Consider the following 22,817-nt stretch of genomic DNA (forward strand, 5'->3'; position numbering starts at 1 on the left):
AAGTAAATAAAACATTTAACTATGGATAACTTTGTTTCAAGTGTCAGGGGAGAGAAGTGGCTGAACCTATTGTGATGGTACTTACGGCGATGCTAATTGGGCAAGTTGCCCTGAGCGTACCTGTGTTGTTAATAAAGCAGTCAACACGCGCTTATCGAATACCGCTGGTGATATTCCTCAGTGCCTGTGGCATGCTTGCCCTGAATGTGATCGTGCCGGTTGTTTTACCTGACTGGTATCAGGCGTATACGGTTATTGGTTTTCCTATGCTCTTTGTGCTTTGCCCTGCCTTACGTTTGTACATTCAGGGGGTCACCACACAAAAAAGCCGGACTTTATATAAACTGAATCCAAAAAAGTTTGTTTTGTTATGGCCCGCAATAGTGGTTGCATGCATCATTTCTATCTTGCCATCACATCAGCATAAGGCACTATTTGTCACCGATGAAATACCCTCGGGGTTGCCTGCTGTGGTAGTGGCTGGCGCGATGCTGGCCCTGATATGTGCCTGGCTGGTTGAATGTGGGTTGACCATAGTGGTAATAACAAAACGTCTGATGGTATTAAGATCTGAACTAAAAGCCCACTATTCTAACCTTGATGACCCCAGGATATTCGCGACAAAACGGCTTATTTTTATGGCCATGTGTATCTGGGTTTTAGCGCTGAGCTGCGCTTTTCTGTCCAGCCTGTTTGGACATGCCATGTTGACGCTTGGCGCTGAAATACTGACTGCATTGATACTTACCTGGAGCCTGACCTTTTTTGCCATGCAACAAACCACCCCATTGCTTATTCCTGATTTGGATAATGAGATAGACAGGGTGAATGCTCTGGATAGACCAAGTAGCCAAGACACACTCAATAAGTACCATAAATCGGCTCTGGATAAGGACCGCTCCGCCCGGATAGTCAAAAAAGTAACCTCCGCGATGCAGGATGATAAGCTCTATCTGGATGCCGATCTGACGTTACAAAAGCTTTCCGATGCAAGCGGCGTATCAGCCAACTACCTTTCTCAGGTGTTAAACGAAACACTTAATGTGAACTTCTTCGATTTTGTGAATCACTGGCGCATCGAGGCGGCGAAAGCGCGTTTACTGACTAGTAAAGACTCAGTGCTACATATTGCGCTTGAGGTTGGGTTTAACGCCCGCTCTTCATTTTATAAGGCATTTAAAAAGGAAACGGGACTGACGCCGAGTGAGTATAGACGTGCGCAGGCCGCAGCAAGTGAATAATGGGCCTCTATGTTTCAGTAATGAGCTGGCGGACTAATTAGTAAAACTTACACATTCCCAGTCCCAGCGTTTCGCCGTTGCGCAATGCGTAGCCGTAGCGCTGGTAGAAAGCCTCTTTGCCGTGTGCCGCCAGCAATGCTGCGGTTGCGCCACTTTGACAATGTGTTGATAAGTATTGCTCAATGTTATCCATAATGATATTGCCTAGTCCACACCCCTGATGATCCGGGTGCACAATGACGTCCTGAATGTAAAAGTACATATGCCCATCGCCAACTATCCGACCACAGGCAACCAGTTGCTGCCCCTTGCGACACTGCACCCAGTACAGTGAAGCTGCAATACTGGCTGCAACTTGCTCAGAAGGTGGGTTTTGCCAACCGACACTGGCGCGCAGCGCGCTGAACTCAGTGGCTGCGGGTGGTGTATGTGAAATCTCCATTTCAGTCGTCAACATCAAATCTATCCACTAGTTGGTCAAGGTTATTTGCCAGTTCAACTAATTGCGTTGCCCCGGCATGCAGAGCATCGGCTGAGTCTCCCACTTGCTGCACCGACTGACTGACGCCCTGGATACGAGACTGAGTTTCCTCGGCGGCCTCACCCTGAGCGTTGGCCTGACGGGAAATATCAGCGATGATGGTCTTAACGCGAGAGACCGAGCTGGCGATGTCGTCGAATGCCTGATGAGCCAGCTCCGACTGTTCGATGGCTTGCTTAGACTCATCAACACTGGCGGTCATGCGCTCAGAAACACTGCGGGTTTGTTCAATCAGTTTAGTCAGGACTTGTTCAATGTCCTGAGTTGCATCATGAGAACGCTGAGCCAGTGTTCGTACTTCATCGGCCACGACAGCAAAACCACGGCCTTGTTCGCCGGCACGAGCGGCTTCAATGGCTGCATTCAAAGCAAGTAAGTTGGTTTGCTCGGCAATGGTACGGATCACCTCCAAAATGTTGGTGATGTTATTACTTTCGTTTTCGAGCTTGCTCATGGCGGTGGCCGAATCGCCAAGTGAATCATTGAGCTTAGCCACTTGAGTCACTGTACTTTGGATCATTTGGTTACCGGTTTGAGTGTGTTGTTCTGTGGTCGAAATTTCGTTGAGTGCATCGCCACAGTTATCACTGACCGTCATCGCCATACTCGCCATGGATTGCGTGGTATCCGTGGCGGTTTGTGAGGTTTTTTCCTGATGGCGGCACTGGTCCCGGATGTCGTTTATCCGTGACTGAGAAGTTTGCGCTTCACCATTGAGTGTTCTGGCGTTGTTCTGGATGTCCTTAACCAGCGCATTTATTGAGTTTAGAAACTGATTAAACCAGGTTGCCAGCTCGCTGATCTCATCATTACCTATCACCTGTAGTCGTTTAGATAAGTTGCCCTCGCCCTGAGCTATTTCCTTGAGGCCATCTGAAACCATTTCTATGGGGTAGACAATTTTGTTGGCCAGCACAATGGCGATGACGACGAACAAAGCCAGCATTATCACTGCGATGATGCTGATGCTGTAAGTCATGTTGTAAGACGAGGTGAGGATCTCATCTTCTTCAATGATGGCAATAAAGGTCCAACCGAGTTCCTCAGAGCGATAAAACTTGGCGTTGAAGGTTTTATCCCGGTGTTCCAGTGTAATGAAAGGTGCATCCCCCGCGTTTCGGATAGCCTGATATCGGGCGTCACTCAAATCACGAATGTTTTTAAAGTTATTTTCGGCGTTTTTGGGGTCTGCCAGCACAGTGCCCTGATTGTCGAGTAACAACAAATAGCCGGTGTTGCCCAGTTTAATGTTGCTGACAATATCGGTCAGTGTCGACAAGGTCACATCCAGCGACTGAACGCCGAGCATTTGGCCGTTTTTCATGATCCCGGTAGCAACGGAAACCATTGCCTGTCCGGTAACGCCCTGATAAGGCTCAGTGATCACCACCTGAGATGGATTGGAGCTGACCTGCTGATACCAGGGCCTTTTACGCGGATCATAGTTGCCTAAAGGCTCAGCAGGATACTGAATAAAGCCACCATCACGAGTGCCCAGATAAACGAATAGCAACTCGGGGTGAGTTTTGCCAAAGGTGGTGTACAGGTCAAAAATTTCTGCTTCTGCCTGGCCTGAGGCCTCCGGCGTCATCATTTTCTCTGCACCAAAATAGGTGGTTGTGTCCTTGTTGACGGATTGCACAGTTTTACTTTGTGCTAAGAATCGGGCATTACTTTTCATCTGGTCAAAGAAGATGATAAATGCGTTTTCTATTTGTCGTATCTCGTTGACTGATGTCTCTAAGAATCGGTCCAGTGACTCTTGTTTGGTGCGCGAGATACTCATGATGGATATTGCTAGAATTGGAATGATAACGGTCATTACAAAGCTTAAAATCAGCTTTTTACGCATTCTCATGGGCAACCACCTCGGTTTTTATTGTAATAATAGTGTAGTTGTGAACGGAGCAGATTGCTCCGAATTAGCCCAATTTATGGGCTTTGAATTAATATTACAAACTTCGTGCGGCTGAACAAGAGAGAAGTGGCAAAAGGTTGACCCCTTTGCAATCGATGTAGAGCTCTAAAAGCAGAACTCTACTTTGATGCGACGATACTAGCGGATCATCTGGGGCAATAGTGATACAACGAAAACATGTCACAGATTTTGCCAGATAATGACGCGGTTGCTTCACCACCGCCAACCTGTGGCGTGGCTTGCTGTGGTAGTGAATGAGACTGCGTCAGGCGCTTCAAACTCGTTTTTTTTACTTTTATTTTCATGCTGTAACCCTGTTAAATAGTGATAGAAATGATGCTGTCCTTGACTAAGAATGCTTGCCAGGTGTAACCAGCATCCAAGCAAATCCATTATCAAATGGTACAGGCGCTCCTTGCGTCCTCCATAGCTATTTAAACGCATGTATAATAATTAATCAAATGTTTTTACTAAACTATTTGATATCGTGTTTTTTCATTAACTTATAAAAGTCAGAGCGGTTTCGTTGTGCCAGTTTAGCGGCTTGCGGCACATTATGCTGACACAAGGCCAGCACCTTAAGTATATAATCTCGCTCAAACTGCCGTTTGGCATCATTGAGGCCGACAAACGCCTGGCGGTCATCCTGTGCTGGCAAGGCATTGAGCACGCTGTCCTCTGGAATATGAGTACCAGGCGTCATTGCTACACAATACTCAATCACATTGTGTAACTGGCGGATGTTACCGGGCCAGGCATAGTTTAACAGTGCAGTGACAGCATCCGGCGAGAGGCGCTTGGGTGCTTTACTGAGTTGCTTTAAGAACAGGCTGGCGAGTAAGGGAATGTCCTCAACACGATCTTTGAGCGCTGGCAGAGACAACTGCACAACGTTAAGCCGGTAATAAAGGTCTTCTCTGAACGCTCCTTCACTCACGGCCCGAGCAATATTTTTATGGCTTGCCGAGAGGATCCGAACATTAACGGCTTGCTCATGTTGCCCACCGATTGGACGAACTGTTTTTTCTTGCAAGACTCTCAGCAATTTGACTTGTAAGTCGAGCGGCATATCTCCGATTTCATCCAGTAATAATGTGCCCTGATCGGCGGCCTGGATCAGTCCCTGTTTATCTGTAATTGCACCGGTAAACGCCCCTTTCTTATGGCCAAATAATTCAGATTCCAGCAGATGCGCGGGCAGGGCGCCACAGTTTATGGCGATAAATGGTCCCTCAGCATGGCTGCTCGCGCGATGAATAGCCCGAGCCGTCACTTCTTTACCCGTACCGCTTTCTCCTTGGATCAGAATGTTGGCCTGACTGGGGGCGATGGCTTTGATTTGTTGCACCAGCTGGCGCATGCTCGCACTTTGGTGGTACAAACCGTGGAAATTATCTGGATCTGGCGCGTGTAACGTACTTTTTTCAGGCAGCGCTTTGTTGATGGCTGCAAGCAGTTCATCACTGTCGATAGGCTTAGTGATAAAGGCGGTGATCCCCTGCTGAATTGCATCAACGGCATCGGGGATGGAACCATGTGCGGTCATCATGATCACGGGCAGGCCCGGGTAGTTCGCCTGTAATTTCTGGTTGAGGGCCAGGCCGTCCATATTATCCATACGCAAGTCTGTGAGCACCAAATCGATGGACGTATTTGCAAGTTGTCGCAATGCCGCATGACCACTGCTGGCAAGTGTAACCTCAAAACCATGGCTTTCCAGCCGCATTGCCAGCAACTCGCTCAGGGCCGGGTCGTCGTCTACCAGCAAAATGGAGGTGCTGCGTGTTGCGGGCAGAGGACCTGTGATATCGATTTCTGCATAAGACATTATTGTTGCTCCTTAGGTGCTTGAGGGGGGTCAATCAGGGGCGCGTCCTGAAGTCTTTGCTGCTCTATGTCGGCCAGCTCCTGTTTGAGCGTCATTAGTGCCTGACTGGTTTGGCTCAGTTGTGATTGGATCTGGGTTAGTTTGGCGTTGCTGCGATGCAGGCGGATTTTTTGTCCCCGCAGCACCTGTGTCTGTTGTTTAAGCGTGCTAAACCACAGCTGATAGTGCTGTGGCCAGGGTTGGCTTTGCTCTATGGCGGTAATTGCCCGCAACTGCTTGGTAGTCGACACTGTGTTGCAGTAGTCGTACATAAAGGTCTCAATAGCAGCCTGACCGATATAGCGCTCCGATTTGTTATGCTTCGCAGGCAAAGCCTGCTGGCATATCTGTAAATAACGTTCGAGCAGAACTGTCAGTGGTGCATAGTCCGGACTTACCGTTTTGCTTGGCCCGATAAAGCTACTTTTGTGTGCATTGGGACTCAGCTGGCAGCCACTCAGGCTGACAACGAGCACTAAGCTCAACAACGGGATTCTCATTTGCTTATTCCTTGTTTTGGCAAAGTTAAACTAAATTCACAGCCCGGGTGGGTATTTTGCCACCCTAACTGGCCACCAATCTGGTTCACACATTCCTCGACAATGGCCAGTCCCAGTCCGCTGCCTGCAATCGGGTCACTCTGTTTGCCTCTGACAAAGGGTTTAAACAGGTGATTGGCTTCTTGTGGGTCGAGCCCGGGTCCATCATCACGGATACTGATTTGCCAGTGGTCTGGCGTGTCTGTCAGCTCTATGCTGATTTGGGTCTTGGTATACTGAATGGCATTGCCAAGCAGGTGTGTCAGTGCCAGTTTGACAGGCATTTCGGGCAATTGAGTGAGCGCGGGGTTAAAGCGCCAGTCAATTTGAATACCTGTGCCTTGTAGTCGCTGTGCAAAGTGCTCCTCAAGCTGCTCTTTGATTGCCTGGGCACTACAACGCGCCTGTTGACTATGCGGATGGCTGGCAGCGCTAAATGTGAGTAGATCTTCAACCAGTTGAGTGAGCTTTGTCACTGAGGAGCTCAGAATGCCGGTTACGCGCCGCTGCTTGTCGTTGAGCTGCCCCAGGTGAGGTGTATTCAGTAACTCAGTGCCTTCTTTGATGGAGGCCAGCGGGGTTTTTAACTCGTGCGATACATGGCGCAAAAAGGTCTCTTTTTGTTGCTTGCTGGCGGTCAGCTCATTGCGAACCTGTTCAAGACGTTCCCCCAACTGTGTGAACTCATGGCTTCCCGATAATCGAATGGGAGTAGCAAATTGACCGTCACCAACGACTGCAATGGCCTTCTCCAGCTGAAATAACTGGCGGGAGATCCGTTTGATCAGCCAGATACTGAGTGCAATTAAGACGGGTAACGATAGACTCAGTCCGATTAAAAAGCGCTGGCGGATCTTACTTTGTTGTGCCAACGCTTCGTCGAGCGTTTTGTCGAGGGCCTGCTGTAGCGATTGTGACTCACTGGCCAGAACTGCGACCATGGCTGACAAGGTTTTACTGTCGGGAGCCTGGGCCTGTGACAGGGGCTGTTGCCAATTTGCAACGGCTGCGCTTTTTTCCAGTGTGATCAGCAGTGTTTTGAGCGCATTTTTACGCTTGTGCCAGTTTTCGTTGATGCTAATTTGTAATTTTTCACTTTGTAGCAGCTGATTGTTCAACTGGGCTTTTTCGAGCGCCATAAGGGCATTTCGTAGCTCATTGAACTCAGATATAACTTTCTGATTATTAGAGTAAATATTTTGAACCTGTTGCTGCTGGTAGGCGACCGACTGAATAAACCACAGAGTAAGCAATAACAGAGGGATCAGGGCCAGCAACAGTGCCATCAGTGCCTGCTTCCAAAGTGCCTGAGAAAAAAATTGTTGGAGTGGCTCGGAAGAGCGCTGTCCTGAACTGGCTTGCTGCATAAATGACTTTGCTATTATGGGCGTTTTTGGTTCGCTGTTGCCAAATAGCAACAGACGTAACTTGTTGATTTTTATACTTGAGCCAAAAACGCAGGTTAAACAGTGTTGCCATTTAGCAACAAACCGCCTTAATCCCACCTGAACTTTTTTACCCATCAATATCTAAGTGTATGAAATAAATAAATAAAATTAAATTGGCACCAAAGTTGGAATAGTCATGTCAAACGCAGCCAACAAACTCCAAGCGGTTTCTCGGCAGCTGAATTAACAGCAAACATTCAAAAACAGAAGGAAAGTAACATGAAAACATCTATGACAATGATTGCGGCTTTGGGTCTGACTGTACTGGCAACCGGTGCGATTGCAGGCAGTGACTTCGAAAAGTATGACACAGATGGCGATGGCACTATCAGTCTGAGTGAATCAAAAGCCAATCCCAGATTGATGGGACAGTTTAAAGATCTGGATAGCAACGGCGATGGTCAGCTGAGCAGAAGTGAATTCTCAGGCTTTAACAGCTAACAGATGCTCACACAGGAGAAGCTATTATGCAGCTAAAACATGTATTTGCACTGACAATCGGTATGCTCACCAGCGCATTTGCGTTTGCCTCTGAGGTAGATTTTGCACTACTGGACACCAACAGTGATGGGTTGATCAGTATGTCAGAAGCGAAACAGGTCCCTCAGGTAGCTGAGGCATTCAGACGCCTGGACAGAAATCGCGACGGTGCGCTGAGCGCCAAAGAGTTTAGTCACTTTTAAGCCAATTTAGTGAGGAAATTATGATGAACAAACTTATGTTAAGCACAGTATTGATGCTGGCCAGCCTGGGCGCACATGCAGCAAGCAGCTCATTTTCATCCTTTGATGCCGATGGTGATGGGTTTATTTCAAAATCTGAAGCGGCAGGTTCAGAAACGTTAACAGTCATCTTCGACAAGCTTGACGTCAATGGCGACGGTAAGCTTTCCGAGCAGGAATTTCGTCAGTAACAGAATAAATTAAGTGGCGCGTTTCGCGCTACTTCCCAAATTCACCTAATACACCTTAAAACCTTACGCTAAGGAGCTAAGTATGAACAAACTCATGATCACAGCAGTATTGATGATGGCCAGCCTGGGTGCACATGCCGCAAGCACATTCTCATCATTCGACAAAAATGACGATGGATTTATCAGTAAGTCGGAAGCGGCAGTATCAACTGAATTGAGTTCTGAATTCGATAAACTCGACAGCAATGGCGATGGCAAACTGTCTAAGCAGGAGTTTCGCCTGTAACTGCCTGATATAACACAGGCATACTCCCAATTTTGTATTTTTTTACGCAACAGTCTTCATGGATCCTTCCATGAGCCAAGGCTCCTGATAAGGGAGCCTTTTTCGTTTCTTATACCAATTTGCTTAATTAAGTGTTCTATTTTGGGGCGAGAAAATATTGTCGATAACACCGCTCCCGCGTCCTGCTACCGCTGAGGCACCTACATCCATATAGGCGAGGCAAAAATTTGCGAACTTATACCTTAGGTAAAGGTTCTAAATGAGAAATTTTTAACGCCGTTAGCGTAATATTTGCTCCGTCAAATTGAACAGGTATTTAGTGAAATTGGTATTACGCCGTTGCTGCCATTTTATACTCACTACGCAGCAGACCATACATATAGCCATCACAATAGCCATGGCTGAATTTGAAGTGCTGGCGTAAATGCGCCTCCTGTTGCATACCCAGTTTTTGCATCAGCCGCCACGAAGCCTGATTTTCAACCGCGCAGAATGCACAGATCTTGTTTAGCCCAAACTGCGCAAAAGCAGTCTCTATAAGCGCGTTTGCAGCCTCAAAGGCATAGCCCTGGCCGATATATTTCTCGTTCAGACGATATCCGATCTCAGCTGTTTTAGCGTTGTGACACAAAAACTTATACATGAGCTCGCCAACCAGAACATTGTCTTCGCGTCTGATAATGGCCAGCAGCAGCCGTTCATGTTCCTTTGCCTGCCAGGGGGCGCTGGCCTGGTCAATGCGGCTCTGGGCATCTGCCAGTGTCGCCGGCTCGCCAATATATCTGGATGTATCCGGGTTACGTCTGCTCTCGTAAACGGCGTGCAGATCTTGTTGTTGTAACGGGCGGATCTCGAGGCGGGGAGTGTTAAAGTAGAGTTTATTGAACATAACTGATCCCAAAAATAACGTCCTTAAATGTGTTCAAAGTGAGGCCGCTGAGTGCGTATGGTTTGCCAGCTTATTAACAACAGTGCGGCGCACAATACGATCAACAGGGCGATAGTGTGTGTGTTGTCCGTCAGCCACTGGTTAACCAGCCAGGCTACCACAGAAAAAATCAATAATTCGATGGCCCCGACCAGTGCATTTGCCGTACCCGCCTGATTGGGGTGGAGCAAGCCGATTAAGTGCATGTAGCTGGGAAAATACCCGCCAAACACCAGCATGATAGCGGCATACGCCAGCAGTATGGCAAGTGCGCTGTCGCTGGCCAGCACAAAAGTCAACGCACTGAGTAATAATGCCGGCCAAAGCCATAAAACAATCTTTAGATAACTCACGTGGCGCTGCAAAACCTTCGCGAATATCGCGCCCAATAACAAGCCGACCATAGGTAGCATCATAGCTTGCCCGGTCTGACCGGTGGTAAAGCCAAAACGATCCTGAAGCAAGAACGGCAAATACAGTTGGAGCGTTAAATACAAAAAGGTAGGTACCCATTTGAGACTGGCCAGAGAGAGAAACACCTGACACCTGACCATACTTTGGTAGTGTCGGAGCAGGCTTAGCGGGTTTATAGCCAATGACTGAGGCTTGCTTGCTTTTAGCAGGCTCAGGCCAAACACCGTAATAAACAGGTAATAAGTTGCAAGCACGACAGACAGCCCCTGCCAGCCAAGCCAGCTGCTCAATGTGCCACCCAGTAGTGGGGCAACTATGGCTGTGACACTGGCAGAGATTGCCACCGTCGCCATGGCACTTTTTAGCTTTGCGCCAGATAGATGCTGGGCCAGTAAGGTACGGCTTATCAACACAGGCGATGCGGAGCCGGCACCTTGCAGAATTCGACCGATTAAAAAGGTGCTGCTATCTGGTGCTACGGCACATAACAGCGTACCGATCAGCAAGAGCACTTGTCCAGCTATGAACAATGGCCGATCACCGTATTTATCACGAAGCGGACCGACAACCAATTGCGACGCACCAAGCGTAATAAAGTAACTGATTATCATGGCCTGACTCATACTGTTTGATAGCAACAGGTTATCTGCAATATCGGGTAGAACAGGCATATAGACCTGACTGACCAGCTGCGAGCAGGACATAAGTAATACTGAAAGGTAGGTCAACAGATGCACTGGCGCTCCATTCTGAGGTTGATTAGACCTGCGCACTATACGCCGCTTTCATTGTCCTAAAAATAAGGTAATAATTAAAATACTATTTCCTATCAGGAATCAATTAAGTGGATTGGTTAACGGCAACACGGAGTTTTTGCGTTCTGGCGGAGCTGGGAAGCTTTACTAAAGCGGCGGAACATCAGGGTGTATCAGCGTCTGCTATGAGCAAACGCATTGACTGGCTGGAAAGGCACTTGGGACAAAGTTTGTTTATTCGCACCACCCGGCAGGTCAATCTGACGGAGCAAGGACAGCACTTTTTTCCTCGTGCCAGAGATTGGCTGGCGCAATTTGAAGCACTGGTTGAAAGCGCTCAGTCTGAACCATGCGAGCTGCAGGGAAGCCTGAAGATTGCCGCCACACAGGCAGTGGGCAGTAGTGTGTTAATGCCTAAAATAGAGCAGTTTCTGGCGCAATACCCGAAGATCACGATTCATCTGAATGTTCTGGCACCAGGAGAGCCACCTGATCTTCAGCACGATGTGGTGATCACCAGGTACAATGAGTCATTTGATTCAGTGTCACACAAGGGGACTCGTTTGTTCGACTATCAGATGCAGTTATTCGGTGCGCCTGAATATCTGGCACGCTGTGAGGAGATTGCCAGTGTTGATGACCTGGCGCAGCACAAAATGTTGCTGAGTAGCTATTACCACAAAATTGGTGGGGTAGTGCTGGAAGATGGCCGGCTGTTTGAATTCACAAATTATAATTTTGTGACCGATCATCTGGATGCCATTTTAAAGGCCGCTGTGCAGGGAATAGGTCTGTTATTTATCGCGCCAAGCTATATTGAACGGGAGCTAAGCTCCGGGGCACTGGTCCCCATCTTGCCGGATATTCGCTCCGAGGTAAAACAGCTCTGGGCTTATTACCCCAAGGCCAGCTATACCCCCCGTAAAACCAGGTTGTTTATTGAGCACCTTAAGGCTGCATTGTAATACTGTGGAGGTGAACGTTTTTCAGGCGTAAAATGACCCCGGCCTCCCGTATTAAGTGCAAGGTGATTAAATGAAACGCATGAAAGCTTGCGAATGGGCATGCCTGGATTGTGAATCCTATCTTGTAACAGAGTTCGTCGATTTTTCAGTTAAACCGCTTTAACTCCCAGCCTGTTCCGTCATCCCGGCCTGCGAGCCGGGAACCACTTAGCTGTAAAGGTAATTGGGAGCGGATGGCCAGGAGAACCGCATCCAGAGCAGCTGTCGGAGGCACACATATGTCATGCGTGGTGACAGAACTGGCCGACAAAATAACGCCGGCCAAATGGGTTAAAAGCGGTAAGTCAGACCAATGTTTAACTGGAACTGATTGAGCACATCGCCGTCAAAATGCCACGCACAGACATCCTCGTCACTGCCATTACAGCTAACCTTAGAGGAGTTTTTGATAGACGAAGCCAGCCAGCGTATCTCTGTCAGAGCGCTGAACCCGGCACCCAAATCATATTTAAGACCGCCATAAAAACCCGCGGCAAAAAAGTGGTCAGGCTCTTCGAAGTTAGGGGTGACCTTGTTCACACCAATCTGCGCACCAATGTAGCTGTCCAGATTATCCGTAATATCCACATCTATGGCGCTTTGAAACATCAAATACTCCATATCCACCTTGTAGATAGGGGAATCCTCGAACTCAGTTTCGACCATACTGTAAAAAAAGCCGTAGCGTTTTTTATCCAAATAACGGTCAAAGCTGATCCCAAAGTGGTTTTTATCGGCCAGCTCAACCACTGCTTTTTGACTGGTATGTAAATCCTGACTACTGTTTTGGCCACCGTAAAGAGTGACGCCAAAGCCCATATTAGATGCCAAAGCTGAGCCTGAGAACAGCCCTAAACCAAGTGCTAACCACACATAGCTGCGCATAATAAATCCTTGTTATCTCGTGTGTTGTTGGATGAGTTTAATTGCCAAGAAAGTAACATGCCTGTGCATCTAATAACAGGCATTTAGCGACTTAATTTACTTCGGTTTGTAGATTTGTTGCATCAGCATTGGCGCCGCCTTGCAACCTCAAGTACAATGTGGGTTTTCGATTGCAATACACCGGAACCTTCCCCATGGAAATCAAAGTAAATTATCTCGATAATCTTCGAATTGACGCCAGATTCGACGATTTTTCTGTCATTGCCGACCAGCCTATTCGCTATAAAGGCGATGGCTCAGCCCCCAGCCCGTTCGACTATTTTCTGGCTTCGTCTGCGCTGTGTGCGGCTTACTTTGTGAAAGTGTATTGTAATGCGCGGGATATTCCGACCGACGGTATCCGCGTAGCACAGAACAACATTGTTGACCCCGAAAATCGCTATAACCAGATCTTTAAAATTCAGGTAGAGCTGCCAGAGAGCATTTCTGAAAAAGACCGTCAGGGCATTTTGCGCTCTATTGACCGCTGTACCGTGAAAAAAGTGATCCAAACCGGCCCTGAGTTTCAGGTTGAAGCGGTAGAGAGCCTAGATGACGATGCACAGGCTATGCTGATGGTAAACACCGATTCAGATGCCAGTACCTTCATTCTGGGTAAAGATTTGCCACTGGAGCAGACCATCGCCAACATGACCGGCATTTTGTCTGATCTGGGCATGAAAATCGAAGTGGCGTCGTGGCGTAACATTGTGCCTAACGTCTGGTCTTTACACATTCGTGATGCCGCATCACCTATGTGTTTTACCAATGGTAAAGGTGCCACTAAAGAAAGCGCGCTGTGCTCGGCACTGGGCGAGTTTATTGAACGCCTGAACTGTAACTTTTTCTATAACGATCAGTTCTTTGGTGAAGAAATTGCCAACGCTGAGTTTGTTCATTACCCCAATGAAAAGTGGTTTAAACCGGGTGACAACGATGAACTGCCAAGCGAAATCCTCGACGGCTACACGCGCGAGATCTACGATCCGGAAGGCGAGCTGCGCGGCTCAAACCTGATAGACACTAACTCGGGCAACGTGGAGCGTGGGATTTGCTCTATTCCCTACACCCGTCACAGCGATGGTGAAACGGTTTACTTCCCGTCCAACCTGATTGAAAACCTGTTCTTGAGTAACGGTATGAGCGCAGGTAACAACCTGTTTGAAGCCAAAGTGCAGTGTTTGTCTGAGATCTTTGAGCGTGCGGTGAAAAAGCAGATCATAGAGCAGGAAATCGTGCTGCCGGACGTACCTGAAGAGGTACTGGCTAAGTTCCCGGGCATTGTGGCGGGCATTAAAGGGCTTGAAGAGCAGGGCTTCCCGGTTGTGGTAAAAGACGCCTCTCTGGGCGGCCAGTTCCCGGTCATGTGTGTGACCCTGATGAACCCGAAAACCGGCGGTGTGTTTGCCTCTTTTGGCGCTCACCCAAGTCTGGAAGTTGCGCTGGAGCGCAGCCTGACCGAGCTGTTACAGGGCCGCAGCTTTGAAGGTCTGAACGACGTACCAAAGCCGACCTTTAACAGCATGGCAGTGTCTGAGCCGGAGAACTTTGTAGAGCACTTTATTGATTCTACTGGTGTAATCTCCTGGCGTTTCTTCAGTGCCAAGCATGATTATGAGTTTGTGGAGTGGGACTTCACGGGTACCAACGAAGAAGAGTGCGACAAACTGTTCGCCATTTTGAAAGACTTAGGTAAAGAAGCTTATATCGCTGAGTTTACCGATATGGGCACCGCCTGCCGTATTCTGGTACCTGGTTACTCAGAGGTTTACCCGGCAGAAGACTTAATCTGGGATAACACCAACAAAGCCCTGCAATACCGCGAAGATATTCTGAATATTCACTCGCTGGAAGACGAAGCACTGGCCAATTTGGTTAACCGCCTGGAAGAAAGCCAGCTTGATAACTACATCGACATCATCACTTTGATCGGCGTGGAATTTGATGAAAACACGGTTTGGGGCCAGCTGACCATCTTAGAGCTGAAGATCCTCATCTATCTGGCGCTGGGCGACATTGAAGCCGCTATTGAGCTGGTCGAAACCTTCCTGCAATACAACGATAACACCGTTGAACGCGGCTTGTTCTATCAGGCAATGCACGCGACGCTGGAAGTAGCGCTAGACGAAGAGCTGGAAATTGAAGACTACATCCACAGCTTTACCCGCATGTTCGGCAAAGAAGTGATGGATGCAGTGATCGGCTCAATCAATGGTGATGTGAAATTCTATGGCCTGACACCAACCAACATGCAACTGGAAGGCCTGGACAAGCACCTGCGCTTAATCGACAGCTACAAAAAGCTACACGCCGCACGCGCTAAGTTTGCCAAGGGATAGGTAGCCAAGTGTTACTAAAGCCCGGTAGGTGAACTACCTGCGGGCTTTAGTTGTGTATTGAGAGTAGAGCACTGAAATTGGGGTCCATCGAACCTGGACTCTGGGGCTATGTAAACAGAGTATTCTCGCTACAAATACGCTCCTTTTTCACTTCAAATATACTCATTCTATACAGTCATACCGGCCGTGAGCCGGTATCTTTTCAATGGCGAGTGGGTGTTTCAGTTTGGGTTATTCCCGTCCACCAGGGCCAAAGTAATTAAATATACAATCCCTGTTGATTAATAGTCTGCTCTGTCAAAGCTGTATCCATCCAACCCAGTTTTACCGGTGTCTGGTAAAGCCTTGAATTACCTAGTTGTGGCCAGATATGGCAAAGACCAGGAACAAAGACTTTAGCCGTACTCAGCGGAATGGGCGAGCGGGAATAGTCCAGTACCAGTGTTTCCATATCCAGTCTTTTTAGCTGCTCAACAATGGCCAGAATGTCATCTTTCAGGTCACCGCTTTGAGTCAGCTTATAACTTCCCCTTGGTGCATGCGCAGCAGGCAGTAGAAATCTGTCTTCTGTAATAGCATCAAAATCAAACGGTGCACCGTTTTGGTCCCGGATAGGAATAAGCTGACATAATTCAGTGAGCGCTCGCTGTGCCGCCATTTCTGGTTTTAGGTGACAGCCAAACCCAAATATATACCCCTGAGTGGTTTTATTACGGCCAATGGCAGCCATGACGGGCACGCCGGTATCTACGGTGAGGTCCAGCACCCAATAGTCGTGTTCTGCGGTGATGGTTTCGTGCAGCGGTGCCAGATAATCTGGGTCCAGACCGTTTAACTCAAACTGTGGGCGCGGCAGGCGGTTGTACCACCAGATAGCGGTTGCATCACGCTCAAGCAACTCAAATAAAGCCTGTAAAATGGCTTCTTCTAGGTTATTACCGGCCGCACAGCCATTGGAATGCCATTTTCCAAAGCGGTCTTCCTCAAACGGTGTATTGGCAAAGCAGCAAACGGTGGGCACAAAGACTTTTTCATCGCGTGTAAGCGACCACAGAGCAGTCCAATTGACAGCTTCCCCAGTATAAGGCAACGCAGCTTGTTTACGCTGAGATTCAGAATCAGCGGGGTCCGAGAAACGGGCATACTGCTGCTCGCTATAGGGTAACAACTGAGAAAAGCTATAACAGCGCGCATCCAGCTGTTGAGCCTGCGCCACCTGACTTGGCTCATCACCAATATACTGAGCGTTCTTGCGTTCTATTGCTTCACATAAAGCGCTGGCTTTGGACTGTTCGTGCGTGACGCCTTTGCCAAGGCAGGTTTGATTGAATTCATCGACATTGAGCGTGGGTAAGCTTTTATTCGGGCATTTGAAAAATGCGCTACGGTATATTTTTATTGTTTGTGAATCACTCAGAGTTGAAAGCTCATTAATTAGGCCAATGCATCGGTTGATATAGGGAGAGATTTTGCTGTTTGTTAGCTCTGGTTTCATGCTTCTCGAGCCGCCATCACGACCAAAAACTATCGGGCAGTTTTCTAGTGCAATTTTCGTTGACCATTGCTTTGCATTCTCATGGCAGGAGCTAAATGGAAAAGTATCTATCTTTAAGTCATCAGATACGATACATACTTGATCATTGGACAGCTGCTGTTTGGACACAACTAGCGCGAGTGCCTTGTCAATAAAGTTGCTTGATTTGCGATAGTACCGTGTTGTTGCATTATCAGAGTTTTTTAAAAAATAGGAATTCATGGGCAGGTTATTGGCCCTGAGTTTTACATAATATTCAAAATCACTTGCTGATTTTAAGGGCGGGCTAATAACAAGCAGATTGAAGAAGTCTTCGACTATAACCAGGCATTTATTATGTGCCTGAAACGTTTGTGCCGATAGTTCTAGAATATCTTTTGTTATAACTAAATTACAACCAGATAAGTCGGCTTTTCTGATATCACGGTTTTCAACAAGCGCAACCTCGGAGCACTCTATGCCCTGTTCCCATACTTCTTCTGGTCCTTGCAGTGATATTACAAGCCCTGCTTGGATCAGGTTATCAAGATAATAATAGAACAAGGCTGATTCTTGTGGATCGTTAGATTTAAGAGCAATCTCTTGGGTGGTGTGTTTACCATCAATGTACTGAAAAAGTGGAAACCGATTGCGTTCCAAGACATAATTTTGATTGTAATGTGTTAGAAATACATTCCCTTGTTTGTCCGTGATGACGGTAAACTTAGGGTTCCACATTATAAAGCTGCTCATTAGTCTTTTTCTCTTATATTAATGATGGGCAAAAGCGAGGGTTATTTAGTATGTCACTATACCCATAGTCGGGAGCGCTGCTGTCTACACATAAATCTTCTGTATACACGCCAACGGATAAAGCGATTCGAGCTTTATCAGCGGTATTTGCATCACTGCCATGAATCAGATCCCAGTGGTGTAACGAGAAACCACCAAGAGGAACTTCCACAGGTGTCTCTGAGTATTCTCCAGTTGAAAAATGTGCAAGGCGTTGAGTTTCTGCTTTCAGATTAAGCTCCTGACCTCCCAAAGGCTGAACGTACTCTTTTGTGTTTTGTGAACCGCCAATATATTTCAAACAGCCCGTATCCAAAGAGGTCGCACAAAATGGGATCCACAAAGTTGCAACGCCTGATTTAAAAAAGGGCATATGCTGAGAATCTCGGTGCCAGCCAACGTTGAGTGAAGGAGAGTGACCTGGTGGCTTAATATAAAGCTGGCTGCCCCAAACCTTTAACTTGCGGCATTTTAAAACGTCAGCGATCAAAGGTCCTATGTCGCTTTCAGTTAAGAGCTGATAAAACGCCTGGCTACAAAAATGAGGCTGAGCAATTCTGGTCAACGAGTTATTGTCGATGCCGTTTACAATGCCCCAATGTGATTGTCCAGTATCGCTGTGTCCATTAATTATGCGACCAATTTGTTGGTGGGCTGAGTCAAGGAGGTCTTCATCTATATAAACGTCACTGAATATATCAAAACCAGCGTTTATAAAATTGGCCATTTCTGATGCCTTTTCATTATAATTATACGGGTGTGAAGGAGGGGAAACCCTCCTTTTTATTTTAGCAAGATGTGAAAGGGTGGCTTCGACATATATCCATGAAGTCATTAATCGCTTGAGTTTCTACCATGGCCTTTTGGTCCGCACATGCAACATGTCCCAGATCAGGTTTTGGTGGAATAGTTACTATGAAGCAGCCTGTTAATTCACTCATATTTTCGAACTTCCATCCGTTGTAGAGTGATAAGGCCGAGTCATCAAAGTTCCCTTCTGGGTTTTCCAAGCCTAGCTCTTCTCTCAGTTTATCCCTTATTTCTTGATCTGTAGGAGTTTTATTTGAATCACCACAGATTGAGGCTACAGACTTTATATCACTGCTCGTTGGGTTCTCTTCTTCTTCCACCATGTAAGTGGGTGAGGGGCTGAGCTGCTCGATAATCTCTTTTGTCTCGCTGTCGTTTTGCACTGAGGCTCGGATAAATCCACCTTCCTCCTGACTGCCATAAGTGAATGTAACAGAATCGCCCTTTTTGATGACAAAACGGACTTTAGTTTGGTATGCAGGGATTTGAGGAAAAAAGCCAAACTTTGCTAAGTAATACTCTGGGAATTTGACAATGTATTCTAGCTCTTTGTCATTCTCCCAGTTTTTCCACGCATAGGCTATCATTCTGCTCAGTGCCGAGTGCCAGGCACTAATTGCCAGCATATTTTCGACTGGGTTTGGACCACCTTGTTTTTCTATTTCTTCTCCTTCTTTGGTGCTTGCAAACCCATACCGTGTTCCGAGCTTATTGAGGCTGTTTTTCATTTTTATATCCTTGTTTTCTATGAAAGTAGTGGGTTATATATACAACCCTTGTTGATTAATCGTCTGCTCCGTCAATGCCTGCTCTAACCAACCTAGTGTTACCGGTGTCTGGTAAAGCCTTGAATTACCTAGTTGTGGCCAGATATGGCACAGTCCGGGTACAAAGACTTTAGCCGTACTCAGCGGAATGGGCGAGCGGGAGTAGTCCAGTACCAGTGTTTCCATATTCAGGCTGTGTAGGTGTTCAACAATGGCTAGAATGTCATCTTTCAGGTCACCGCTTTGAGTCAGTTTATAACTTCCCCTTGGTGCCTGCTCGTTTGGTAAAAGAAAGCTGTCATCTGTAATGGCATCAAAATCAAACGGTGCACCATTTTGGTCGCGGATAGGAATAAGCTGACATAACTCAGTGAGCGCTCTTTGTGCCGCCATTTCTGGTTTTAAATGACAGCCAAATCCAAATACATACCCCTGGGTTGTTTTGTTACGGCCAATCGCTGCCATTACGGGCACGCCGGTATCCACAGTGAGGTCCAGCACCCAGTAGTCGTGTTCAGCGGTGATGGTTTCGTGCAGCGGTGCCAGATAATTCGGGTCCAGACCGATTAACTCAAACTGTGGGCGCGGCAGGCGGTTGTACCACCAGATAGCGGTTGCATCACGCTCAAGCAACTCAAATAAAGCCTGTAAAATGGCCTCTTCCAGATTATTACCAGCGGCACAGCCATTGGAATGCCATTTACCAAAGCGGTCTTCCTCAAACGGCGTGTTGGCAAAGCAGCAAACGGTAGGTACGTAAACCTTTTCATCGAGCGTGAGCGACCACAGTGCGGTCCAATTGACGGCTTCCTCAGTATAAGGCAACGCAGCTTGTTTACGCTGAGATTCAGAATCAGCGGGGTCTGAGAAACGTGCGTATTGCTGCTCGCTGTAGGGCAACAACTGCGCAAAGTCATAACTGCGTGCATCCAGCTGTTGAGCCTGCGTTACATGACTGGGCTCATCGCCGATATACTGAGCGTTCTTGCGCTCTATTGCTTCACACAAAGCGCTGGCTTTGGACTGTTCGTGCGTGACGCCTTTGCCAAGGCAGACCTGGACAAAGCTGTCTGTATCTAAGGGTTTTGAAATCTGGGTTGAAGGTATTTTGAAGAATGCTGTTCTATATATGGTCACTGGACTTGGAGTATGCTGATTGACAGGCTCTATATGAGTGATCAATCCAGATAAAGGACTTACATATGTTATTAACCTGCTAACAGTTTCCGCAGCTTGTTGAGTTCGAGAACCTCCATCATTGTTATAAGGTGCTGGCGATGACTTTAACTTAATTGCTGTAGAAAGTTTGCTATTGGAACTTAAATCGTCACTAACCTGGTGGGCTTGCAGTTCACAAGAGTCTAAGTGAATTTGAAGTAAAAGATTCTTGGATGAAGAGACTTGCTCTGATATCGCCTGATGTAGCATAACTGATATAGCATCGGGTATGACTTTGTCATTACACTCGCTGAATTTAGGGCGAGTACATATGCCAGGAAACTTGTTGGACAGGTATTGAGCGACTGGTTTATTTCTGAATACTGCTTTTTTGTAACTGATGAAAGAATTAAAACTTCGGAATACTGGAGAAACTTTAAGACTGCTTAGCCCTGCCTCAATACATATAAAAGGAACATTGCGTTCTTTTAACCAGGAATCAAAAGAAATCGTGAATATATCTGTAGTGAAAACGATTGTAATGTGCGAAAAGTCAGCAGTTAGTTTTGATATAAAGGAAGGCTCTTCAACTAACCTCTTCTGTGATATGTTCGAGTAGATATTACGGCTTAATTTTTCAGGCAAAACTGAATTTGCGACTAGATGTGTTTTATCTGAATTTTGAAGTGTTAGATATACATTGTCATTCAAAAAGCGACCAGCTTTGTACAAAAATAAGCTCACATCTCGTTGATCTATTGCTTTTCCTATAATTTCCTTAACAGATTGAATACCATCAATATATTGAAATAAAGGAAAGTTTTTTTTATCAAAAAGTATTTCATTATCTGTTGAGACAACAATAGTGTCGCCACCATCGAGTGAAAAAGCTCTTATTTGAGGTTGCCATTTTATGACAGATTCTAAATTTATAGTCATAAATTAAATAATTTTCTAGGGTTCTCATCTAGAATGTCAGAAATTTGAGAGTTGCTCAAACTAGGCATTTCTTCAGATATATTTGCTAGGTCGAAGTGAAGGTGATCTGGGTGGGGATAATCACTGCCGAATATCAGCTTACTATGACCGATCATCGCCAGTGTATCATTTAATGGCTCTCCAATTTCTACACCTACCCAACAATTTTTCATAAAGTATTCGGATGGTAATACTTTAATGTTGTCTTTTGTTAAGCTAGGAAATTCGTCATAGCAAATATTGTCCAAGCGCCATAGCCAATGTGGTACCCATGAACAGCCAGCTTCAAGAAATGCAACTTTTAGATTGGGGTTTCGCTCAAATACACCAGACTCTAAAAGAGTCACGAATGCCATTTGCGCTTCCATAGGGTGTGAACAAGCATGCAAAGAAAAGCGATTGTTGAACCTGTCCATTCCAACTGTTTGCCCTTGTAAGTGGGTTCCACCATGGAATGAGACCGCTATTTCATGGTGAGCACATGCTTGCCAGAATCTCTCGTAACTGGGATCTCCAAGTGTTTTTCCTAAAATCGGCTCAGGTCTAAGGGTGATTGCTGACCATCCTCGACGCACTGTTTGTTCTACTTGGCTTACAAGAGTTGCTGGATCATGCCTACTAATGAGGCTTACTGGTTTGAGACGTGTTGATTCATACGAACAGTAGTCTGCAATCCAGCGGTTGTAAGCATTAGCATAATCTAAAGAGGCTTCAGGCGTAATATGTTTATGGTTGACAATATAACCAGCAAATGTGGGGAAGATCATAGCAATGTCTACATTTGAGGTATTCATAGAGTCAATTTGACCGGCTGGGGTCATAGCTTTTGCTCTTTCTGACTTACTGTTATTATTAATAAGTGCTGAAGCTATTTGATGTCTTGTGTCCCAATTACTAAGAATTTGAGAGTCTTTAAGCATATAAGTCGGAGGCAAAGGTATATCTATACCGTATTTATTTAGTCTCTCTTCTCGTTTTTCTTCATTATCGAATGTCATTGAAACAGGAAAAGATTCTCTTGTACTGCTTGTTGTATACTTATCCCATATTTCCAAGGGCTCAATGACATGTCTGTCACAATCAATAATTTTACTCAAACTAATGTTCCGTAGTCGTTTTCAGGATTTGCCTCCTCAGTATAGGTCTTGGAGGAGGCAGTTACTTAGTTATTTAATTAAGTACATGTAAACGGTTGATAGTTGCTAATAGCCATATAGTCAGAAAGCGCCAAAGCTTGGTCCTTTTCCGGAGGTGATGGCAAAACAACTACTAACGCACCGGCTAATTGGTTGTTTTGATATGCCTCATTCCACCCATTTGTGAGTGTTTCCGGAGCAGCTTCTTCGTTTACGTTATTGTTTACAGTTGGAGATTTATAACTTTGTTGGTCGTTCTCTGTCCAGTTGTTTAATTCAACCGATTTCTTCCCGCCATTTTGCTCTCTTACAACCACTATTCTTGTTGTATCAAAATTGCCCGAGTAACCGAACTGTTTCAAGTAAAACTCAGGGTTGCTAGTTATTTTATCAACTATATTTTCCCCATTTTCTTCTTTTTCCCAGTTTTCCCAAGCATAAGCAACAAGTCTTGACCAAGCTAATTGCCAATCCTGTATTGCTCTAATGTTATCGACTGTACTTGGATCGCCAATCTCAGCGCCTAAATTAGTATTTTTCATGTGT

22 protein-coding genes are annotated in these 22,817 nt (G+C 46.4%); 7 read left to right on the forward strand and 15 right to left on the reverse strand.

The annotated features are described in order from the left end of the window. The first annotated feature begins 56 nt into the window (after positions 1-56). Positions 57-1,241 carry a helix-turn-helix domain-containing protein gene (locus tag ACXAH1_RS09675; protein ID WP_475196332.1) on the forward strand — a complete coding sequence of 395 codons (1,185 nt, stop codon included), beginning with the start codon at positions 57-59 and terminating at the stop codon, positions 1,239-1,241. Between the two features lie 37 nt (positions 1,242-1,278). On the opposite strand, the gene ACXAH1_RS09680 is transcribed toward ACXAH1_RS09675, so the two are convergent. The 6 genes from ACXAH1_RS09680 to ACXAH1_RS09705 all read right to left on the reverse strand — a co-directional run bounded on the left by ACXAH1_RS09680 (position 1,279) and on the right by ACXAH1_RS09705 (position 7,473). Continuing rightward, a complete protein-coding gene (locus tag ACXAH1_RS09680) occupies positions 1,279-1,698 on the reverse strand; it encodes a GNAT family N-acetyltransferase (RefSeq protein WP_475196334.1) in 420 nt (139 codons plus the stop codon). Further along, entirely contained in the window at positions 1,685-3,640 is a 1,956-nt protein-coding gene (locus ACXAH1_RS09685) for a methyl-accepting chemotaxis protein (RefSeq protein ID WP_475196335.1), read from the reverse strand. Before ACXAH1_RS09685 ends, ACXAH1_RS09680 begins: the two co-directional genes overlap by 14 nt. 206 nt (positions 3,641-3,846) lie before the next feature. Beyond that, positions 3,847-4,005, reverse strand: a complete 159-nt coding sequence (locus ACXAH1_RS09690; protein ID WP_171045324.1) for a hypothetical protein — start codon at positions 4,003-4,005, stop codon at positions 3,847-3,849. Positions 4,006-4,175: 170 nt separating this feature from the next. Beyond that, positions 4,176-5,528: a sigma-54-dependent transcriptional regulator gene (locus ACXAH1_RS09695; protein ID WP_475196337.1), complete on the reverse strand. Its 1,353-nt coding sequence runs from the start codon at positions 5,526-5,528 to the stop codon at positions 4,176-4,178. Continuing rightward, positions 5,528-6,067, reverse strand: coding sequence for a hypothetical protein (locus ACXAH1_RS09700; RefSeq protein WP_475196339.1), 540 nt, complete (start codon positions 6,065-6,067; stop codon positions 5,528-5,530). The genes ACXAH1_RS09695 and ACXAH1_RS09700 overlap by 1 nt, the downstream gene beginning before the upstream one ends. Next, on the reverse strand, positions 6,064-7,473 hold the full coding sequence (locus tag ACXAH1_RS09705; protein WP_475196341.1) for a HAMP domain-containing sensor histidine kinase: 1,410 nt from the start codon (positions 7,471-7,473) through the stop codon (positions 6,064-6,066). Before ACXAH1_RS09705 ends, ACXAH1_RS09700 begins: the two co-directional genes overlap by 4 nt. A 300-nt stretch (positions 7,474-7,773) precedes the next feature. Here ACXAH1_RS09705 and ACXAH1_RS09710 point away from each other — a divergent pair, with 300 nt between their 5' ends. The 4 genes from ACXAH1_RS09710 to ACXAH1_RS09725 all read left to right on the forward strand — a co-directional run bounded on the left by ACXAH1_RS09710 (position 7,774) and on the right by ACXAH1_RS09725 (position 8,753). Then, positions 7,774-7,995 (forward strand): EF-hand domain-containing protein, encoded by a 222-nt coding sequence (locus ACXAH1_RS09710; protein ID WP_475196343.1) that lies wholly within the window; start codon positions 7,774-7,776, stop codon positions 7,993-7,995. Between the two features lie 26 nt (positions 7,996-8,021). After that, positions 8,022-8,237, forward strand: a complete 216-nt coding sequence (locus ACXAH1_RS09715) for a crotonobetainyl-CoA--carnitine CoA-transferase (protein ID WP_475196344.1) — start codon at positions 8,022-8,024, stop codon at positions 8,235-8,237. A gap of 20 nt (positions 8,238-8,257) precedes the next feature. Next, positions 8,258-8,467 (forward strand): EF-hand domain-containing protein, encoded by a 210-nt coding sequence (locus ACXAH1_RS09720; protein ID WP_475196345.1) that lies wholly within the window; start codon positions 8,258-8,260, stop codon positions 8,465-8,467. Positions 8,468-8,549: 82 nt separating this feature from the next. Next, positions 8,550-8,753, forward strand: a complete 204-nt coding sequence (locus ACXAH1_RS09725) for an EF-hand domain-containing protein (protein WP_253047277.1) — start codon at positions 8,550-8,552, stop codon at positions 8,751-8,753. A 331-nt stretch (positions 8,754-9,084) separates the two neighbouring features. Here ACXAH1_RS09725 and ACXAH1_RS09730 read toward each other — a convergent pair whose 3' ends face one another. Then, positions 9,085-9,642: a GNAT family N-acetyltransferase gene (locus ACXAH1_RS09730; RefSeq protein WP_475196346.1), complete on the reverse strand. Its 558-nt coding sequence runs from the start codon at positions 9,640-9,642 to the stop codon at positions 9,085-9,087. A 23-nt stretch (positions 9,643-9,665) separates the two neighbouring features. Continuing rightward, a complete protein-coding gene (locus tag ACXAH1_RS09735; RefSeq protein ID WP_475196348.1) occupies positions 9,666-10,832 on the reverse strand; it encodes an MFS transporter in 1,167 nt (388 codons plus the stop codon). Positions 10,833-10,939: 107 nt separating this feature from the next. Between ACXAH1_RS09735 and ACXAH1_RS09740 the strand changes: the two genes are divergently transcribed. Beyond that, positions 10,940-11,815: a LysR family transcriptional regulator gene (locus ACXAH1_RS09740; protein ID WP_475196349.1), complete on the forward strand. Its 876-nt coding sequence runs from the start codon at positions 10,940-10,942 to the stop codon at positions 11,813-11,815. A 330-nt stretch (positions 11,816-12,145) separates the two neighbouring features. On the opposite strand, the gene ACXAH1_RS09745 is transcribed toward ACXAH1_RS09740, so the two are convergent. Further along, complete coding sequence (locus ACXAH1_RS09745; RefSeq protein WP_475196351.1) at positions 12,146-12,739, reverse strand: hypothetical protein; 594 nt, start codon at positions 12,737-12,739, stop codon at positions 12,146-12,148. A 194-nt stretch (positions 12,740-12,933) separates the two neighbouring features. Between ACXAH1_RS09745 and ACXAH1_RS09750 the strand changes: the two genes are divergently transcribed. Beyond that, positions 12,934-15,117: an OsmC domain/YcaO domain-containing protein gene (locus ACXAH1_RS09750; protein ID WP_475196352.1), complete on the forward strand. Its 2,184-nt coding sequence runs from the start codon at positions 12,934-12,936 to the stop codon at positions 15,115-15,117. A 259-nt stretch (positions 15,118-15,376) separates the two neighbouring features. Here the strand turns inward: ACXAH1_RS09750 and ACXAH1_RS09755 are convergent, their stop codons facing one another. The 6 genes from ACXAH1_RS09755 to ACXAH1_RS09780 form a co-directional block, all read right to left on the reverse strand. Continuing rightward, positions 15,377-17,383: a YcaO-like family protein gene (locus tag ACXAH1_RS09755; protein WP_475196354.1), complete on the reverse strand. Its 2,007-nt coding sequence runs from the start codon at positions 17,381-17,383 to the stop codon at positions 15,377-15,379. Positions 17,384-17,396: 13 nt separating this feature from the next. Continuing rightward, the gene (locus ACXAH1_RS09760; RefSeq protein ID WP_475196356.1) at positions 17,397-18,257 is read right to left on the reverse strand and encodes a phytanoyl-CoA dioxygenase family protein; all 861 of its coding nucleotides are present in this window, start codon (positions 18,255-18,257) and stop codon (positions 17,397-17,399) included. Continuing rightward, a complete protein-coding gene (locus tag ACXAH1_RS09765) occupies positions 18,211-18,960 on the reverse strand; it encodes a hypothetical protein (RefSeq protein WP_125779312.1) in 750 nt (249 codons plus the stop codon). Before ACXAH1_RS09765 ends, ACXAH1_RS09760 begins: the two co-directional genes overlap by 47 nt. 33 nt (positions 18,961-18,993) lie before the next feature. After that, positions 18,994-21,096, reverse strand: coding sequence for a YcaO-like family protein (locus ACXAH1_RS09770; protein ID WP_475196357.1), 2,103 nt, complete (start codon positions 21,094-21,096; stop codon positions 18,994-18,996). Beyond that, a complete protein-coding gene (locus ACXAH1_RS09775; RefSeq protein ID WP_475196358.1) occupies positions 21,093-22,232 on the reverse strand; it encodes an amidohydrolase family protein in 1,140 nt (379 codons plus the stop codon). The genes ACXAH1_RS09770 and ACXAH1_RS09775 overlap by 4 nt, the downstream gene beginning before the upstream one ends. 77 nt (positions 22,233-22,309) lie before the next feature. After that, the gene (locus tag ACXAH1_RS09780) at positions 22,310-22,813 is read right to left on the reverse strand and encodes a hypothetical protein (protein ID WP_475196360.1); all 504 of its coding nucleotides are present in this window, start codon (positions 22,811-22,813) and stop codon (positions 22,310-22,312) included. Positions 22,814-22,817 lie beyond the last annotated feature (4 nt).

This window comes from Pseudoalteromonas sp. AWH4_217 (assembly GCF_056161105.1).

What these genes read in the sequence shown, in the direction of transcription:
- ACXAH1_RS09780 (WP_475196360.1), bottom strand. Translation starts at nt 22,813, where the DNA reads ATGAAAAATACTAATTTAGGCGCTGAGATTGGCGATCCAAGTACAGTC.
- ACXAH1_RS09705 (WP_475196341.1), bottom strand. Translation starts at nt 7,473, where the DNA reads ATGCAGCAAGCCAGTTCAGGACAGCGCTCTTCCGAGCCACTCCAACAA.
- ACXAH1_RS09730 (WP_475196346.1), bottom strand. Translation starts at nt 9,642, where the DNA reads ATGTTCAATAAACTCTACTTTAACACTCCCCGCCTCGAGATCCGCCCG.
- ACXAH1_RS09710 (WP_475196343.1), top strand. Translation starts at nt 7,774, where the DNA reads ATGAAAACATCTATGACAATGATTGCGGCTTTGGGTCTGACTGTACTG.
- ACXAH1_RS09760 (WP_475196356.1), bottom strand. Translation starts at nt 18,257, where the DNA reads ATGACTTCATGGATATATGTCGAAGCCACCCTTTCACATCTTGCTAAA.
- ACXAH1_RS09765 (WP_125779312.1), bottom strand. Translation starts at nt 18,960, where the DNA reads ATGAAAAACAGCCTCAATAAGCTCGGAACACGGTATGGGTTTGCAAGC.
- ACXAH1_RS09770 (WP_475196357.1), bottom strand. Translation starts at nt 21,096, where the DNA reads ATGACTATAAATTTAGAATCTGTCATAAAATGGCAACCTCAAATAAGA.
- ACXAH1_RS09715 (WP_475196344.1), top strand. Translation starts at nt 8,022, where the DNA reads ATGCAGCTAAAACATGTATTTGCACTGACAATCGGTATGCTCACCAGC.
- ACXAH1_RS09755 (WP_475196354.1), bottom strand. Translation starts at nt 17,383, where the DNA reads ATGAGCAGCTTTATAATGTGGAACCCTAAGTTTACCGTCATCACGGAC.
- ACXAH1_RS09685 (WP_475196335.1), bottom strand. Translation starts at nt 3,640, where the DNA reads ATGAGAATGCGTAAAAAGCTGATTTTAAGCTTTGTAATGACCGTTATC.
- ACXAH1_RS09680 (WP_475196334.1), bottom strand. Translation starts at nt 1,698, where the DNA reads ATGTTGACGACTGAAATGGAGATTTCACATACACCACCCGCAGCCACT.
- ACXAH1_RS09725 (WP_253047277.1), top strand. Translation starts at nt 8,550, where the DNA reads ATGAACAAACTCATGATCACAGCAGTATTGATGATGGCCAGCCTGGGT.
- ACXAH1_RS09695 (WP_475196337.1), bottom strand. Translation starts at nt 5,528, where the DNA reads ATGTCTTATGCAGAAATCGATATCACAGGTCCTCTGCCCGCAACACGC.
- ACXAH1_RS09745 (WP_475196351.1), bottom strand. Translation starts at nt 12,739, where the DNA reads ATGCGCAGCTATGTGTGGTTAGCACTTGGTTTAGGGCTGTTCTCAGGC.
- ACXAH1_RS09750 (WP_475196352.1), top strand. Translation starts at nt 12,934, where the DNA reads ATGGAAATCAAAGTAAATTATCTCGATAATCTTCGAATTGACGCCAGA.
- ACXAH1_RS09700 (WP_475196339.1), bottom strand. Translation starts at nt 6,067, where the DNA reads ATGAGAATCCCGTTGTTGAGCTTAGTGCTCGTTGTCAGCCTGAGTGGC.
- ACXAH1_RS09690 (WP_171045324.1), bottom strand. Translation starts at nt 4,005, where the DNA reads ATGAAAATAAAAGTAAAAAAAACGAGTTTGAAGCGCCTGACGCAGTCT.
- ACXAH1_RS09720 (WP_475196345.1), top strand. Translation starts at nt 8,258, where the DNA reads ATGATGAACAAACTTATGTTAAGCACAGTATTGATGCTGGCCAGCCTG.